The organism is Lelliottia sp. F153, from assembly GCF_002870005.1.
GTDB lineage: Bacteria > Pseudomonadota > Gammaproteobacteria > Enterobacterales > Enterobacteriaceae > Enterobacter > Enterobacter nimipressuralis.
This window is the reverse complement of sequence record NZ_PKFT01000001.1, coordinates 1045180-1060053: the sequence shown is the minus strand read 5'-3', so window position 1 is coordinate 1060053 and position 14874 is coordinate 1045180. Positions and strand designations below refer to the sequence as shown.

Below are 14874 nucleotides of genomic sequence, written 5' to 3'. Positions count from 1 at the left end.
ATTAATCTTCCAGTTTTGGCACCGGGGAGTCGTCCGGCATTCTGACGTGAACCTGAATAATACGTCGGCTGTCGGCCATAGCGACCTTGAACTGGTAACCATCGATGTCAACGGACTCGCCGCGCGCCGGGAGATGGCCAAAGGCCTGCATCACCAGCCCGCCAATGGTATCCACCTCTTCATCGCTGAAGTGGGTGCCAAAGGTGTCGTTGAACTCTTCGATGGAGGCCAGTGCGCGCACGGTCCAGGTATGGCGGCTCAGCTGACGGAATTCGATATCGTCTTCTTCGTCGTACTCATCTTCGATTTCACCGACGATCAGTTCGAGAATATCTTCGATAGTCACAAGGCCGGAAACACCGCCAAATTCATCGATAACAATCGCCATATGGTAGCGCTGGGAGCGGAACTCTTTCAGCATGCGGTCAACGCGCTTGCTTTCCGGAACCACCACCGCCTGGCGTAACACTTTTTCCATGCTGAAAGCTTCGGCATCGCTGCGCATAAACGGCAGCAGATCCTTGGCCATCAGAATCCCTTCAATGTGATCTTTGTCTTCGCTAATCACCGGGAAACGCGAGTGGGCCGATTCGATGATCACATCGAGGCACTCGTCCAGAGTCTGGTTGCGTTTCAGGGTAATCATCTGCGAGCGGGGGATCATAATATCGCGAACGCGCTGGTCGGCGATGTCCATGACCCCTTCGAGCATTTCGCGCGTATCTTCGTCGATAAGATCGTTCTGCCCGGAATCACGAATCAGCTCCAGGAGTTCATCACGGTTTTTCGGTTCGCCGTGGAACAGCTGGCTCAGAATGAGGGAGAAAAATCCCTTCTTACTGGTTGTCGTGTCGCTACTGTGTGAATTGTCGTCGCTCATGGCGTTTGTTAAGGGTTCTCTTGTGAGTTTAATGCGCGCCGCCGCAGGAAAGGTCCTGATGCGGCGGCCTGATCGGTCAATAAAGCCTGATGCTTAACTGACTATTCTTTCTCGGCAATGTACGGATCCTCATAGCCCAGAGCAAGCATTATCTCTGTCTCGAGGGATTCCATCTCTTCCGCTTCTTCGTCTTCAATATGATCATAACCCAGCAGATGCAGACTGCCGTGGATAACCATATGCGCCCAGTGTGCGTCGAGCGGCTTTTGCTGCTCTTTGGCTTCCTGTTCAACCACCTGACGGCAGATGATCAGGTCGCCGAGCAGCGGCATTTCGATGCCCGGCGGCGCTTCAAACGGGAAAGAGAGCACGTTGGTCGGCTTATCTTTCCCGCGATAGGTCAGGTTCAGCTCGTGGCTCTCCGCTTCGTCGACCAGGCGAATCGTGACTTCTGACTCTTCCTGAAACTGCGGGATCACCGCATCCAGCCATGTTTGAAACTGACGCTCTTCCGGCAAACCGGAATTGTCTTCACAGGCTAGCTGTAAATCGAGGATCACCTGACTCATTTGTTCTCATGCTCCTGGGCTTCGCGTTTTCGTTCCGCGGCCTGTTCTGCTTTACGTTTTTGTTCTGCTTCTTCCCACGCTTCATAGGCGTTGACGATGCGGGCGACCACCGGATGGCGCACCACGTCTTCACTGTTGAAGAAGTTGAAGCTAATTTCGTCTACTTCCGCCAGCACTTCGATGGCGTGACGCAGACCGGATTTGGTGCTGCGCGGCAGGTCGATCTGGGTGATATCGCCGGTAATGACCGCTTTAGAGTTGAAGCCGATACGCGTCAGGAACATCTTCATCTGTTCGATGGTGGTGTTCTGGCTCTCATCGAGAATGATAAATGCATCGTTCAGCGTACGGCCGCGCATATAGGCGAGCGGGGCGACTTCGATGACGTTACGCTCGATCAGCTTTTCCACTTTCTCGAAGCCGAGCATTTCAAACAGGGCGTCATACAGCGGGCGCAGATACGGGTCTACCTTCTGGCTCAGATCGCCGGGCAGGAAGCCCAGTTTCTCACCGGCTTCAACCGCCGGGCGCGTCAGCAGGATACGACGAATATCCTGACGCTCCAGTGCATCGACGGCGGCGGCAACGGCCAGATAGGTTTTACCCGTCCCCGCCGGGCCGACGCCGAAAGTGATGTCATGGTCGAGAATATTGGCGATGTACTGCGCCTGGTTTGGCGTACGCGGCTTGATGACGCCACGCTTGGTTTTGATATTGATGGCCTTGCCGTAGTCCGGCACGCTTTCCGCGCTCTGCTCAAGCACTCGCGCTTCTTTAATGGCGAGGTGGATATGCTCAGGCTCGATATCCTGAGTTTCGCCGCGCATCGGGGCGGTATCGACATACAGGCTGCGCAGAATGTCCGCAGCGGCGTTGACGCAGATGGCGCGTCCGGTGAGTTTGAAGTGATTATCGCGACGATTGATTTCGATACCCAGACGTCGCTCCAGTTGTTTGATGTTGTCATCAAACGGCCCGCACAGGCTCAGCAGGCGAGCGTTGTCTGCTGGCTCCAGGGTAAGTTCACGCGTTTCTGTATTCAAACTGTTCCTCTTAATGTGTGTAGGGTCAGAGAGCAACGTGCCGAACTGACTTACAGACGAGTCGTCTTTACGAAATTATTCACGCCACAGTTTAAAGGCGCAAGCTTATGGTTGCATATTGGGGACGCAGAGGGGAAATACAAGGCCTGCCAGAGCGACAGGCCTGAATGGATCAAGGCTGGTAAACACCGACACCCAAATCGTTTTCTTTACGCGTGCGGGCAATAACTGACGCTGGCGTTTCGGCGACGCGCAGGCCCATTTCCGCTTCCGTGCGTACCAGTTTGCCGCGCATGGAGTTGGTGAGCACTTCCTGGATTTCGATATCGACAAACTTACCGATCATGTCCGGAGTGCCTTCGAAGTTCACCACGCGGTTGTTCTCGGTACGTCCAGATAGCTGCATCAGGCTCTTACGCGACGTGCCTTCCACCAGAATACGCTGCGTGGTGCCGAGCATACGGCGGCTCCAGGCGTTGACCTGCTGGTTGATACGCTCCTGCAGAATATAGAGACGCTGTTTTTTCTCCTCTTCCGGTACATCGTCCACCATATCGGCGGCTGGCGTGCCCGGACGCGCAGAGAAGATAAAGCTAAAGCTGGTGTCGAAATTGACTTCGCCAATCAGCTTCATAGTACGCGCGAAGTCGTCGGTGGTTTCGCCAGGGAAGCCGACGATAAAGTCGGAGCTAATCTGGATATCCGGGCGCGCTTCACGCAGCTTGCGGATGATCGCTTTGTACTCCAGCACCGTATGCGTGCGGCCCATCAGGTTCAGCACGCGGTCAGAACCGCACTGAACCGGCAGGTGCAGGAAGCTCACCAGCTCTGGCGTATCGCGATAGACATCAATGATGTCATCGGTAAATTCGATCGGATGGCTAGTGGTGAAACGCACGCGGTCGATACCGTCAATGGCGGCAACCAGACGCAGCAGCTCGGCGAAGGTGCCGGTGGAGCCGTCGTAGTTTGCGCCACGCCAGGCGTTCACGTTCTGGCCGAGCAGGTTTACTTCACGCACGCCCTGGGCCGCCAGCTGGGCCACTTCAAACAGAATATCGTCGCAAGGGCGGCTGACCTCTTCACCGCGCGTGTAAGGCACGACGCAGTAGGTGCAGTATTTGTTGCAGCCTTCCATGATGGAGACGTAGGCGCTTGGGCCATCGGCACGCGGCTCCGGCAGACGATCAAATTTCTCGATTTCCGGGAAACTGACGTCAACCACCGGGCTGCGATCGCCGCGCACTGAGTTGATCATCTCCGGCAGGCGGTGGAGAGTCTGCGGGCCAAACACAATATCGACGTAATGGGCACGTTGACGGATCAGCTTGCCCTCTTGCGAGGCCACGCAGCCGCCGACGCCGATAATCAGGTCCGGATTTTTCTTTTTGAGGAGTTTCCAGCGACCTAACAGGTGGAAGACTTTTTCCTGCGCTTTTTCACGGATTGAGCAGGTGTTAAGCAGCAGCACATCGGCTTCTTCTGCCACTTCAGTCAGTTGGTACCCGTGGGTGGCATTCAGCAGATCGGCCATCTTCGATGAATCGTATTCGTTCATCTGACAGCCCCAGGTTTTTATATGGAGTTTTTTAGTCATCGACTTGCTCAGGCTCAGGATTGCAAGCCGCGTATTGTAATGCTTTGGTGGGGTTGTGACCAGTATGAAGGTTGGCTGCCTCAAGGGAGAAAAAATCCGGTAAACTTAAGGGATTCTCTTCAAAGGATTATTGACCATGACACTCCAGAAAACCGAAATCGCCGTGGTCGGCGGCGGGATGGTCGGCGGCGCACTGGCGCTGGGACTGGCACAACAGGGATTCCAGGTAACGGTGATCGAGCAGGCCGCGCCCCCCGAATTTGACGAGGCTCAGCAGCCGGACGTGCGGATCTCAGCGATCAGCGCCGCGTCGGTCGATCTGCTGCGCGGGCTGGGCGTGTGGGAGGCGATCCTCGCGATGCGCGCCCATCCGTATCGTCGACTGGAGACGTGGGAGTGGGAAACCGCGCATGTGACCTTTGACGCCGCTGAACTGAAGCTGCCGCTGCTGGGCTACATGGTGGAGAATAACGTTCTGCAGCTAGCCCTGTGGCAGGCGCTGGAGGCGCATGAGAACGTGACGCTGCGCGTTCCGGATTCTCTGAAAGCGCTGCATCGCCATGAGGGCGGTTATTTGCTGGAGCTGGCTAACGGCAATGAACTGGCCGTGAAGCTGGTCGTGGGGGCCGACGGTGCGAATTCACAGGTGCGTCAGATGGCCGGGATTGGTATTCACGCCTGGCAGTATCAGCAATCTTGTATGCTGATTACCGTTAAATGTGAAAATGAGCCGGGCGACAGTACCTGGCAGCACTTTACCCCCAACGGCCCGCACGCCTTTTTACCGCTCTTTGGACACTGGGCGTCACTGGTGTGGTACGACACGCCGGCGCGCATTCGCCAGCTGCAAAGTTTGTCGATGGATCAGCTGCAGCGCGAAATCGAAAAACACTTCCCGCCGCGTCTCGGCGCGGTGACGCCGGTGGCGGCGGGGGGATTCCCGTTAACCCGTCGCCACGCCCTGCAATATGCACAAGAAGGGCTGGCGCTGGTGGGGGATGCCGCGCATACCATTCATCCGCTGGCCGGGCAGGGTGTTAACCTGGGATATCGTGACGTCGAAGCATTGTTATCGGTGATGAGCAGCGCGCGTGACCATGCGGAACCCTGGGCGAGTGCGGCTGTGCTGAAGCGCTACCAGACGCGTCGCATGGCGGATAACTTTTTAATGCAGTCGGGGATGGATCTGTTTTATGCGGGATTCAACAACGATCTCGGCCCGGTGCGGATTCTGCGCAATGTGGGTCTGATGGCGGCCGAGCGTGCGGGCGGATTGAAGCGTCAGGCATTGAAGTACGCGTTAGGTCTGTAGGTTCTGTCTCCTCCCTCGTTGTTTTGAGGGAGGGGGATATCTCCAGAGCACAAAAACAAAAAAGCCCGCAGAGCGGGCTTTTTTGCTATTAAGTGGCTGGGGTACGAGGATTCGAACCTCGGAATGCTGGTATCAGAAACCAGAGCCTTACCGCTTGGCGATACCCCAACAGGGTGCGTTAAACAAACAACAATCTAACGACTTTTGAAATTGGCTGGGGTACGAGGATTCGAACCTCGGAATGCTGGTATCAGAAACCAGAGCCTTACCGCTTGGCGATACCCCAACAATTTTTTCTAGTTTATCGAAATAATCGATAAATTCCTAATTTGGTGGCTACGACGGGATTCGAACCTGTGACCCCATCATTATGAGTGATGTGCTCTAACCAACTGAGCTACGTAGCCAGACTGCTTTCTTCGATGGCTGGGGTACCTGGATTCGAACCAGGGAATGCCGGTATCAAAAACCGGTGCCTTACCGCTTGGCGATACCCCAATAACCGCGGAGAACCGCTAAATCGAAGAAGATGGCTGGGGTACCTGGATTCGAACCAGGGAATGCCGGTATCAAAAACCGGTGCCTTACCGCTTGGCGATACCCCATCCGTGCAACGCGGAACTGGAAATGGTGCGGGAGGCGAGACTTGAACTCGCACACCTTGCGGCGCCAGAACCTAAATCTGGTGCGTCTACCAATTTCGCCACTCCCGCAAAAAAAGATGGTGGCTACGACGGGATTCGAACCTGTGACCCCATCATTATGAGTGATGTGCTCTAACCAACTGAGCTACGTAGCCATCTTTTTTTCGCGTTACCTTATCGGCGTTGCGGGGCGCATTATGCGTATAGAGCTTTGCAGCGTCAATACCTTTTTCAACGAAAATGGCCGGATTGTGACTGTTTGGTTAGGTTGCGAACAGCGTGGCCGAATAATCGGCAATTATTGGTTATTAATCGTTTTTGTTCTGCAAAACGCGAGGCATAAAAAAGGCCCCGAAGGGCCTGAGTACGATTCTGGCGATTACTTATAGGCCGACTGGTGAACCCCTACCGCGCGTCCTGATGGATCGTTCATGGATTTGAACGATTCATCCCACTCGATGGCTTTCGCTGAAGAGCAGGCCACTGACGGGCCGCCAGGCACACACTCTGCCGCGCTTGCGACCGGGAAAAGTTCTTCGAAGATTTCACGGTACAGATACGCTTCTTTCGAGCCAGGCGTGTTGTACGGGAAGCGGAAGCTGGCAGTTTCCAGTTGTTGATCGGAAACCTGCTTCGCCGCCACCTCTTTCAGGGTGTCGATCCAGCTGTAGCCCACGCCGTCGGAGAACTGCTCTTTCTGACGCCATGCGACGCTTGCCGGCAGGTAAGATTCGAAACATTCACGCAGGATATGTTTCTCCATTTTACCGTTGCCGCACATTTTGTCCTGCGGGTTGATGCGCATGGCCACGTCGAGGAACGATTTATCGAGGAACGGCACGCGGGCCTCCACGCCCCAGGCGGACATCGCTTTGTTGGCGCGTGCGCAGTCAAACATATGCAGCGCCTGCAGTTTACGCACCGTCTCTTCATGCAACTCTTTGGCGTTTGGCGCTTTGTGGAAGTACAGATAACCGCCAAACACTTCGTCAGACCCTTCGCCCGACAGCACCATTTTAATGCCCATCGCTTTGATTTTGCGCGACATCAGGTACATCGGGGTGGATGCGCGAATGGTGGTCACGTCGTAGGTTTCGATGTGATAAATCACGTCGCGGATCGCGTCTAAACCTTCCTGCACGGTGAAGTGAATTTCATGGTGTACGGTACCCAGATGGTTTGCCACTTCCTGCGCGGCTTTCAGATCCGGTGCGCCTTCCAGGCCTACGGCGAAGGAGTGCAGCTGCGGCCACCAGGCCTCAGAGCGCTCTCCGTCTTCCACGCGGCGCGCAGCGAATTTTTTGGTGATCGCGGAAATCACGGAAGAGTCCAGACCGCCAGAAAGTAGCACGCCGTAAGGCACGTCAGACATCAGGTGGCTTTTTACGGAATCTTCCAGCGCCTGACGCAGCGCGTTTTTGTCGGTGACGTTATCTTTCACCGCGTCGAAATCGAACCAGTCGCGCTGGTAATACTGACGGATTTCGCCGTCTTTGCTCCACAGGTAGCTGCCTGCCGGGAACTCTTTAATGGTGCGGCACACCGGGACCAGCGCTTTCATTTCAGAGGCGACGTAGAAGTTGCCGTGTTCGTCGTGACCCATATACAGCGGGATAATACCGATGTGGTCGCGGCCAATCAGATAGGCGTCTTTTTCGCTGTCATACAGTGCGAAGGCAAACATGCCCTGCAGATCGTCCAGGAATTCGGGTCCTTTTTCCTGATACAGGGCAAGGATGACTTCGCAGTCGGAACCCGTCTGGAACGCGTAGCGATCGCCATATTCTGCGCGCAGCGCCTGATGGTTGTAGATTTCACCGTTAACGGCCAGCGCGTGAGTTTTTTTCTCGTTATACAGCGGCTGGGCACCGGCGTTGACATCAACAATCGACAGACGTTCGTGAGCCAGAATTGCTTTATCGCTTGCGTACACGCCGGACCAGTCCGGGCCGCGGTGACGCATCAGGCGAGAAAGCTCCAGTGCTTTTTTACGCAGTTCGCCCGCGTCAGTCTTGATATCCAGTACGCCAAAAATTGAACACATAACCTTCTCCGTTAACCCTGTTGCAGTGTGATGTTGCTTGCTTATGAAAATGCCGCAAAACACGGTGCGTGCGCAAGACTTTTACGGGCGAAAACGCAAATAACGCAACAGTCATTGCTGAATGTTGAAAAAAGAGTATGTCGTGAGCAGTTTTATTGATGATTATGCAATGAATGGCGTTTTTTATTAGATGGCGTTGCGTTTTTAAGGCCTGAAAATGAGAAACCACGCTCAGCGGCGTGGTTTCTCGTCATATAACGTCGATTTCAGCAACCGACGGGTAAATCCAGCTCGGCCTGAACGGCATGGCGTCAATGTCATCCAGGGTGGAGACGCCCGAGAGCACAAGGATCGTTTCAAGCCCGGCCTGGAAACCGGCCAGAATATCTGTACGCAGGTTATCGCCGACAATCACCGTTTGCTCGGAGTGGGCCTGCATTTTGTTGAGCGCCGCGCGCACAATCCACGGGCTAGGTTTGCCTACCACGAAAGGTTTACGGCCAGAGATTTTCTCGATGCCCGCGCAGAGCGCGCCGCACGCCGGGTAATATCCGCGCCCATGGGTATCCGGGTTGGTGGCAATAAAGCGCGCGCCTGTTGCCACGAAATAGGCGGCTTTGTGCATCATTTCCCAGTTAAATGAACGGGTTTCACCCACGATGACAAAATCCGGGTTGACATCGGTGATGGTGAATCCGGCTTTATACAGCTCATGGATCAGCGCGCCTTCCCCGACCACGTAAGCCTTTTTCCCTTCCTGACGTTTCAGGAAGTCGGCGGTCGCCATGGCGGAGGTGTAAAACACGCTGTCCGGCACGTCGACACCGGCGGTGGCGAAGCGGTTGGCCAGATCCTGGCCGGTCTGCGACGGATAGTTAGTCAGCAGAACCAGCGGCATTCCCTTTTCCAGAATACGGTTCAGAAACTCAGCGGCACCGGGCACCGCAACGTTATCGTGCATCAGCACGCCGTCAATATCACAAATCACATTCTGAATGGTCATGGACTACCTGGCATCTCAAAAAAGAAGGCGTAACTATAAAGGGCTGTTAGCTTTCCAGCAAACGCTGGAGCAGCAGACCGTTAAGCATGGCGCGTTTCACCAGCGCAAAAGCACCAATGGCGGAGCGGTGATCGAGCGTCGAGCGCACGACCGGCAGGTTCTGGCGGAAGGCTTTCAGCGCCTGAGTATTAATGCAGCCTTCGATGGCCGGAAGCAGCACTTTTTCCGCTTCGGTAATTTCACCGGCAATCACCACTTTCTGCGGATTGAACAGGTTGATTGCGATGGCGATGGTTTTACCCAGATGGCGGCCAACCTGCTCAATCACTTCGCACGCAAGCGCATCGCCTTTGTTGGCCGCTTTGCAGATAGTGTTGATCTTGCAATCGTCCAGGGTGATACGGCTCTGGTAGCCCTGTTCAAGCAGATGACGCACCCGGTGTTCAATCGCTGCATTGGCCGCGACCGTTTCCAGACAACCGAAATTACCGCAGTGGCAGCGTTCGCCAAGGGGATCGACCTGAATATGGCCTATCTCACCGACGTTGCCGTTACGGCCAATGAAAATGCGGCCGTTGGAGATGATCCCGGCCCCGGTACCGCGGTGTACGCGCACCAGAATAGAGTCTTCGCAATCCTGACTCGCACCAAAGTAGTGCTCCGCCAGCGCCAGGCTACGAATATCGTGGCCGACATAACAGGTGACGTTGAAACGTTTTTCCAGCGCGCCGACCAGCCCCCAGTTTTCGACCGGGATATGGGGCATATAGCGAATCACGCCGCTCTCCGGGTCGACCAGACCTGGCAGGATCACTGAAATGGCGATCAGCTCGCGGATTTTACGCTGGCAGCTGTCAATAAACTGCGCGATGGTATTCAGCAGCGCGTGTTCCAGCGTCTCCTGAGTTCGTTCGGGCAGGGGATAGTGCTCTTCCGCCACCACTTTACTGCTCAGATCGTACAGGGTGAGCGTGGTGTCGTGACGGCCAAGACGCACGCCAATGGCGTGGAAATTGCGGGTTTCGGTAATGATGGAGATGGCGCGGCGGCCCCCGGTGGAGGCCTGCTGATCAACTTCTTTGATCAATCCACGCTCAATCAGCTGACGCGTGATTTTGGTCACACTGGCGGGGGCAAGCTGGCTCTGTTCGGCGATCTGAATACGCGAGATTGGACCATGCTGGTCAATCAGGCGATAAACAGCCGCACTGTTGAGTTGTTTTACGAGGTCAACATTACCAATTTGAGCTTGTCCGCCAGATGTCATACTTTTACTTACTCAGTGACGACCTCGTTACCATTAACGATGGTCTTAATAATTTTATAATCGCGCGTGAAGGCGGTGAGGTTAGCCACCATGCCCGGTGCGATACCGCCCAGCTGTTTGTCCACGCCGATCGCGCGAGCCGGGTAGAGTGTTGCCATACGCAGCACTTCATCCAGCGCAATGCCGCAATGTTCAACCAGGTTACGAACCCCTTCGATCATCGTCAGCGCAGAGCCGCTCAGCGTTCCGTTCTCATCTACGCACAGTCCGTTGCGGTAGTATATTGTTTTACCAGCAAAAATGAACTGTTCAATATTTGCCCCTGCCGGTGCGGTAGCGTCGGTAACCAGGCACAGCTTATCGCCTTTCAGGCGTTTCGCGTTGCGGATGTTGGTGTAATCCACATGCAGGCCATCAGCAATAATGCCACAGTAAACGTCCGGCTCATCAAGAATCGCACCGACCAGCCCTGGTTCGCGGCCCGTTATGTACGGCATGGCATTATAAAGGTGGGTCGCAAAGGTTATACCTGCGCGGAAACCGGTTTTCGCTTCGGCGAGGGTCGCATTGGAGTGACCCGCAGAGACGACGATGCCTGCCGCCGCCAGTTTGCTGATCACATCCGGCCCGGTCATTTCCGGTGCCAGCGTGACTTTGGTGATCACATCGGCATTAGCGCACATGAAGTCGACCAGCTCGGGGTCTGGCTTGCGCACGTAATTCGGGTTGTGGGTGCCTTTCTTCACAATGTTCAGCCAGGGGCCTTCAAGGTGCAGACCCAGCGCCTGATGCGGATATTTTGCCAGGTATTCACGCATCACGCGGATACCTTGCTTCATCAGGTTGTCATCGGAAGTAATCAGCGTTGGCAGATAGCTGGTGCAGCCTGATTTCTCATTGGCTTTCTGCATGATCTCCAGCGTTTCAACCGTGACCGCCTCTGGCGTGTCATTGAACTGCACGCCGCCGCAGCCGTTAAGCTGGACGTCGATAAAACCGGGGGAGATGATTGCTCCATTGAGTGAGCGCTGTTCGATCTCTGGCGGTAATTCAGCCTGTGGGCAGACACGTTCAATCAGGCCATTGGCGATAACAATCGCATGGTCATCCAGAATTTCATGGCCGGTATAAATCCGACCGTGGGTTAAAGCGTACATAACGACCCCCGGTTTAAAAAATCGACCGCCTCTCAGGGAAGAGGCGGCTCATCAATTACAGACCTTTAATGTTTTCAGCTTCTAACTCGTTGAAGTATTTCAGCGTCTTCACTTTCAGTTCCATGGTAGACGGCTCATCGCACACCACAACGGCTTTCGGATGCAGCTGCAGGCAGCTGATGGTCCACATGTGGTTAACGTTGCCTTCAACGGCAGCTTGCAGCGCCTGCGCTTTCACATTACCCAGCACCAGAATCATCACTTCTTCGGCATCCAGCAGGGTGCCCACGCCAACGGTCAGGGCGTATTTTGGCACCTGGCTTACGTCGCCATCAAAGAAGCGAGAGTTTGCCACGCGGGTGTCATGGGTCAGGGTTTTAATACGGGTGCGAGACGCCAGAGAAGAGGCCGGTTCGTTGAACGCGATGTGACCGTCGTTGCCCACGCCGCCCATGAACAGGTTGATTTTGCCATAAGAGCGGATTTTTTCTTCGTACTGGCGGCATTCTGCGTCAATATCAGGCGCGTTGCCATTCAGCAGGTTAATATTTTCAGCTGGGATATCAACGTGATCAAAGAAATTACGGTGCATGAAGCTATGGTAGCTCTCCGGGTGCTCCTTCGGCAGGCCGACGTATTCGTCCATGTTGAAGGTGACAACGTGTTTGAAGCTAACCTGGCCTGATTTATGCATTTCGACCAGAGCTTTATACGCGGTCAGTGGTGTGCCACCGGTTGGCAGACCCAGAACGAAAGGACGATCGGCAGTCGGTTTGAACGCGTTGATGCGGTTAACGATATGGCGTGCAGCCCATTTACCGACTTGTTCAGCAGTCGCCAGGGGAATCAGTCTCATTGTTCACCTCTAAAGTTAAAGTTAAAAAAAGTGGGCGGATGGCGCGCCTTGACCTGAAATAAGCGTAACCTGGATCACGCGAGGCAGGGGGCAATCCGACTTGATTTTTTGAATGATAAAATAAGTTTTCACTGTTAGCCAGCAAAAGGGAGGGTTAATAACGATATTTGGTGACAAAACTCACAAAAAGTATGCATTTAATTTGCGATACGAATTAATTTTTCACACACTCAGAATGCCAGTGATTCATCAACTGTATTGATAAGTTAGTGACACAATAAAAAACAGCTGAGAACGTGCCTTAAACGGGGTCTCATAGGGGGAAGCACAAGTGAGTATTCTAGGTTATTTACAAAAGGTTGGCCGCGCACTGATGGTGCCGGTCGCCACGCTGCCGGCGGCAGCAATTCTGATGGGTGTGGGTTACTGGATTGACCCGGTTAGCTGGGGGGGTGATAACGCGCTTGCGGCGCTGTTCATCAAGTCCGGTTCCGCCATCATCGACAATATGTCTGTACTGTTCGCGATTGGTGTCGCTTATGGTATGTCCAAAGATAAAGACGGTGCAGCAGCATTGACCGGTTTTGTGGGCTTCCTCGTGTTGACCACACTCTGTTCTCCGGCCGCGGTTGCCATGATTCAGAAGATCCCGGTGGACCAGGTGCCTGCCGCGTTCGGTAAGATCAGCAACCAGTTCGTCGGTATCCTGGTGGGTATCATCTCTGCGGAACTGTACAACCGCTTCAGCGGCGTTGAGCTGCCGAAGGCGCTGTCGTTCTTCAGCGGTCGTCGTCTGGTGCCGATTCTGACCTCCTTCGTGATGATCGCCGTGGCGTTCATTCTGATGTACGTCTGGCCGGTGATCTTTGACGGTCTGGTGAACTTCGGTGAACACATTCAGAAACTCGGCTCTGCAGGGGCGGGTATCTACGCGTTCTTCAACCGTCTGCTGATTCCGGTCGGTCTGCACCACGCGCTGAACTCTGTGTTCTGGTTTGACGTTGCAGGTATTAACGATATCCCTAACTTCCTCGGCGGCGCACAGTCCATCGAAGCAGGTAAAGCGGTTGTCGGTATCACAGGTCGTTACCAGGCGGGCTTCTTCCCGATTATGATGTTCGGTCTGCCGGGTGCAGCGCTGGCCATCTACCACTGCGCACGTCCAGAGAACAAAGCAAAAGTTCTGGGTATCATGATGGCGGGCGCATTCGCGGCCTTCTTCACAGGTATCACCGAGCCGCTGGAATTCTCCTTCATGTTCGTGGCACCGGTTCTGTACGTGATCCACGCAGTGCTGACCGGTATCTCCGTATTCATCGCCGCATCAATGCACTGGATTGCAGGCTTCGGCTTCAGTGCGGGTCTGGTGGATATGGTTCTCTCTTCCCGTAACCCGCTGGCCACTCACTGGTGGATGCTGATCCCTCAGGGTCTGGTGTTCTTCGTGATTTACTACGTGGTGTTCCGCTTCACTATCACCAAATTCAACCTGATGACTCCGGGTCGCGAACTGGCTGTTGCCGGTAGCGAAGCAGATGGTCAGGACGTGAATGTGAGCGGTGACAAAGAGCAGGATGTTGCAGGTCTGGCGCGTCAGTACATCGCCGCTGTGGGCGGTTCTGACAACCTGACCGGTATCGACGCCTGTATCACGCGTCTGCGCCTGAGCGTCAAAGATTCTTCTCTGGTTAACGAAGCACTGGCAAAACGTCTCGGCGCATCCGGTGTGATTCGTCTGAACAAAACCAGCGTGCAGATTATTGTGGGCTTCGTGGCAGAAAAAATCGCTAACGCCATGAAAACCACTGGCCCGGTAGCCGCTTCTGAAGCTGCACCTGTCGCCGCTGCCCCCGCTGCTGCTAAACCGCAGGCTGTTCCTAACGCCACCACCATCGCCGCGCTGGTTTCTCCAGTCACCGGTGAAGTGGTTGCCCTGGAGCAGGTTCCTGACGAAGCATTCGCCAGCAAAGCTGTCGGCGACGGCGTAGCCGTGAAGCCAACGGAAAAAACCGTGGTCTCTCCAGCAGCCGGTACCATCGTGAAAATCTTCAACACGAACCATGCGTTCTGCCTCGAAACCGAGAAAGGCGCTGAGATCGTGGTCCACATGGGTATCGACACCGTTGCCCTGGGCGGTAAAGGCTTCACGCGTCTGGTCGAAGAGGGTGCCGAAGTGGTGGCAGGTCAGCCGATTCTGGAAATGGATCTGGACTTCCTGAACGCCAATGCGCGCTCCATGATCAGCCCGGTTGTTTGCAGCAATATCGACGACTTTAGCGGTCTGGTTCTCCAGGCGAAAGGTCAGGTTGTTGCCGGTCAAACGCCACTGTATGAGATTAAAGGCAAGTAATCGCTCCTGAGTAGAGTCATGCCTTAAGCGGCGGGGGATATCCTCCGCCGCTTTTTTTTGCAGCAATCCTCCCCAATATTCACCTCAAAGCCGTTTTTTGCATAACTAAAGGTTGTCACTACGTCCTGCTTATAAGATCATATGCCGTTATA

At 54.7% G+C, this 14874-nt stretch carries 11 protein-coding genes and 7 tRNA genes; 2 read left to right on the top strand and 16 right to left on the bottom strand.

All coding sequences use genetic code 11. From position 1 onward, the window contains the following. Position 1: 1 nt before the first annotated feature. The 4 genes from corC to miaB all read right to left on the bottom strand — a co-directional run bounded on the left by corC (position 2) and on the right by miaB (position 4089). The gene (corC, locus tag F153LOC_RS05095) at positions 2-880 is read right to left on the bottom strand and encodes a CNNM family magnesium/cobalt transport protein CorC (protein WP_100777214.1); all 879 of its coding nucleotides are present in this window, start codon (positions 878-880) and stop codon (positions 2-4) included. A gap of 101 nt (positions 881-981) precedes the next feature. Further along, on the bottom strand, positions 982-1449 hold the full coding sequence (gene ybeY / locus F153LOC_RS05090) for an rRNA maturation RNase YbeY (RefSeq protein ID WP_100777213.1): 468 nt from the start codon (positions 1447-1449) through the stop codon (positions 982-984). Then, positions 1446-2492, bottom strand: a complete 1047-nt coding sequence (locus tag F153LOC_RS05085; RefSeq protein ID WP_181827485.1) for a PhoH family protein — start codon at positions 2490-2492, stop codon at positions 1446-1448. The genes ybeY and F153LOC_RS05085 overlap by 4 nt, the downstream gene beginning before the upstream one ends. A gap of 172 nt (positions 2493-2664) precedes the next feature. Next, positions 2665-4089 carry a tRNA (N6-isopentenyl adenosine(37)-C2)-methylthiotransferase MiaB gene (gene miaB, locus F153LOC_RS05080; protein WP_100777211.1) on the bottom strand — a complete coding sequence of 475 codons (1425 nt, stop codon included), beginning with the start codon at positions 4087-4089 and terminating at the stop codon, positions 2665-2667. Between the two features lie 136 nt (positions 4090-4225). Here miaB and ubiF point away from each other — a divergent pair, with 136 nt between their 5' ends. Continuing rightward, positions 4226-5401, top strand: coding sequence for a 3-demethoxyubiquinol 3-hydroxylase (gene ubiF, locus F153LOC_RS05075; protein ID WP_102104166.1), 1176 nt, complete (start codon positions 4226-4228; stop codon positions 5399-5401). A 93-nt stretch (positions 5402-5494) separates the two neighbouring features. Here the strand turns inward: ubiF and F153LOC_RS05070 are convergent. The 12 genes from F153LOC_RS05070 to nagB form a co-directional block, all read right to left on the bottom strand. Continuing rightward, positions 5495-5569, bottom strand: a tRNA-Gln gene (locus tag F153LOC_RS05070). Positions 5570-5612: 43 nt separating this feature from the next. After that, positions 5613-5687 (bottom strand) — tRNA-Gln (locus tag F153LOC_RS05065). A 44-nt stretch (positions 5688-5731) separates the two neighbouring features. Further along, positions 5732-5808, bottom strand: a tRNA-Met gene (locus F153LOC_RS05060). Positions 5809-5824: 16 nt separating this feature from the next. After that, positions 5825-5899, bottom strand: a tRNA-Gln gene (locus F153LOC_RS05055). 32 nt (positions 5900-5931) lie between these two features. Continuing rightward, positions 5932-6006, bottom strand: a tRNA-Gln gene (locus F153LOC_RS05050). A gap of 23 nt (positions 6007-6029) precedes the next feature. Further along, positions 6030-6114, bottom strand: a tRNA-Leu gene (locus tag F153LOC_RS05045). 9 nt (positions 6115-6123) lie between these two features. Further along, a tRNA-Met gene (locus F153LOC_RS05040) sits at positions 6124-6200 on the bottom strand. Between the two features lie 224 nt (positions 6201-6424). Further along, positions 6425-8089, bottom strand: coding sequence for an asparagine synthase B (gene asnB, locus F153LOC_RS05030; protein WP_102104404.1), 1665 nt, complete (start codon positions 8087-8089; stop codon positions 6425-6427). A gap of 250 nt (positions 8090-8339) precedes the next feature. Beyond that, complete coding sequence (locus F153LOC_RS05025) at positions 8340-9092, bottom strand: HAD-IIA family hydrolase (protein ID WP_100777208.1); 753 nt, start codon at positions 9090-9092, stop codon at positions 8340-8342. Between the two features lie 46 nt (positions 9093-9138). Further along, on the bottom strand, positions 9139-10359 hold the full coding sequence (locus F153LOC_RS05020) for an N-acetylglucosamine repressor (protein ID WP_100777207.1): 1221 nt from the start codon (positions 10357-10359) through the stop codon (positions 9139-9141). Between the two features lie 8 nt (positions 10360-10367). Then, a complete protein-coding gene (nagA, locus tag F153LOC_RS05015) occupies positions 10368-11516 on the bottom strand; it encodes an N-acetylglucosamine-6-phosphate deacetylase (protein WP_102104165.1) in 1149 nt (382 codons plus the stop codon). A 55-nt stretch (positions 11517-11571) separates the two neighbouring features. Then, entirely contained in the window at positions 11572-12372 is an 801-nt protein-coding gene (gene nagB / locus F153LOC_RS05010; protein ID WP_100777205.1) for a glucosamine-6-phosphate deaminase, read from the bottom strand. Between the two features lie 331 nt (positions 12373-12703). Here nagB and nagE point away from each other — a divergent pair, with 331 nt between their 5' ends. Continuing rightward, positions 12704-14722, top strand: coding sequence for an N-acetylglucosamine-specific PTS transporter subunit IIBC (nagE, locus tag F153LOC_RS05005; RefSeq protein WP_102104164.1), 2019 nt, complete (start codon positions 12704-12706; stop codon positions 14720-14722). The last annotated feature ends 152 nt before the right edge of the window (positions 14723-14874 follow it).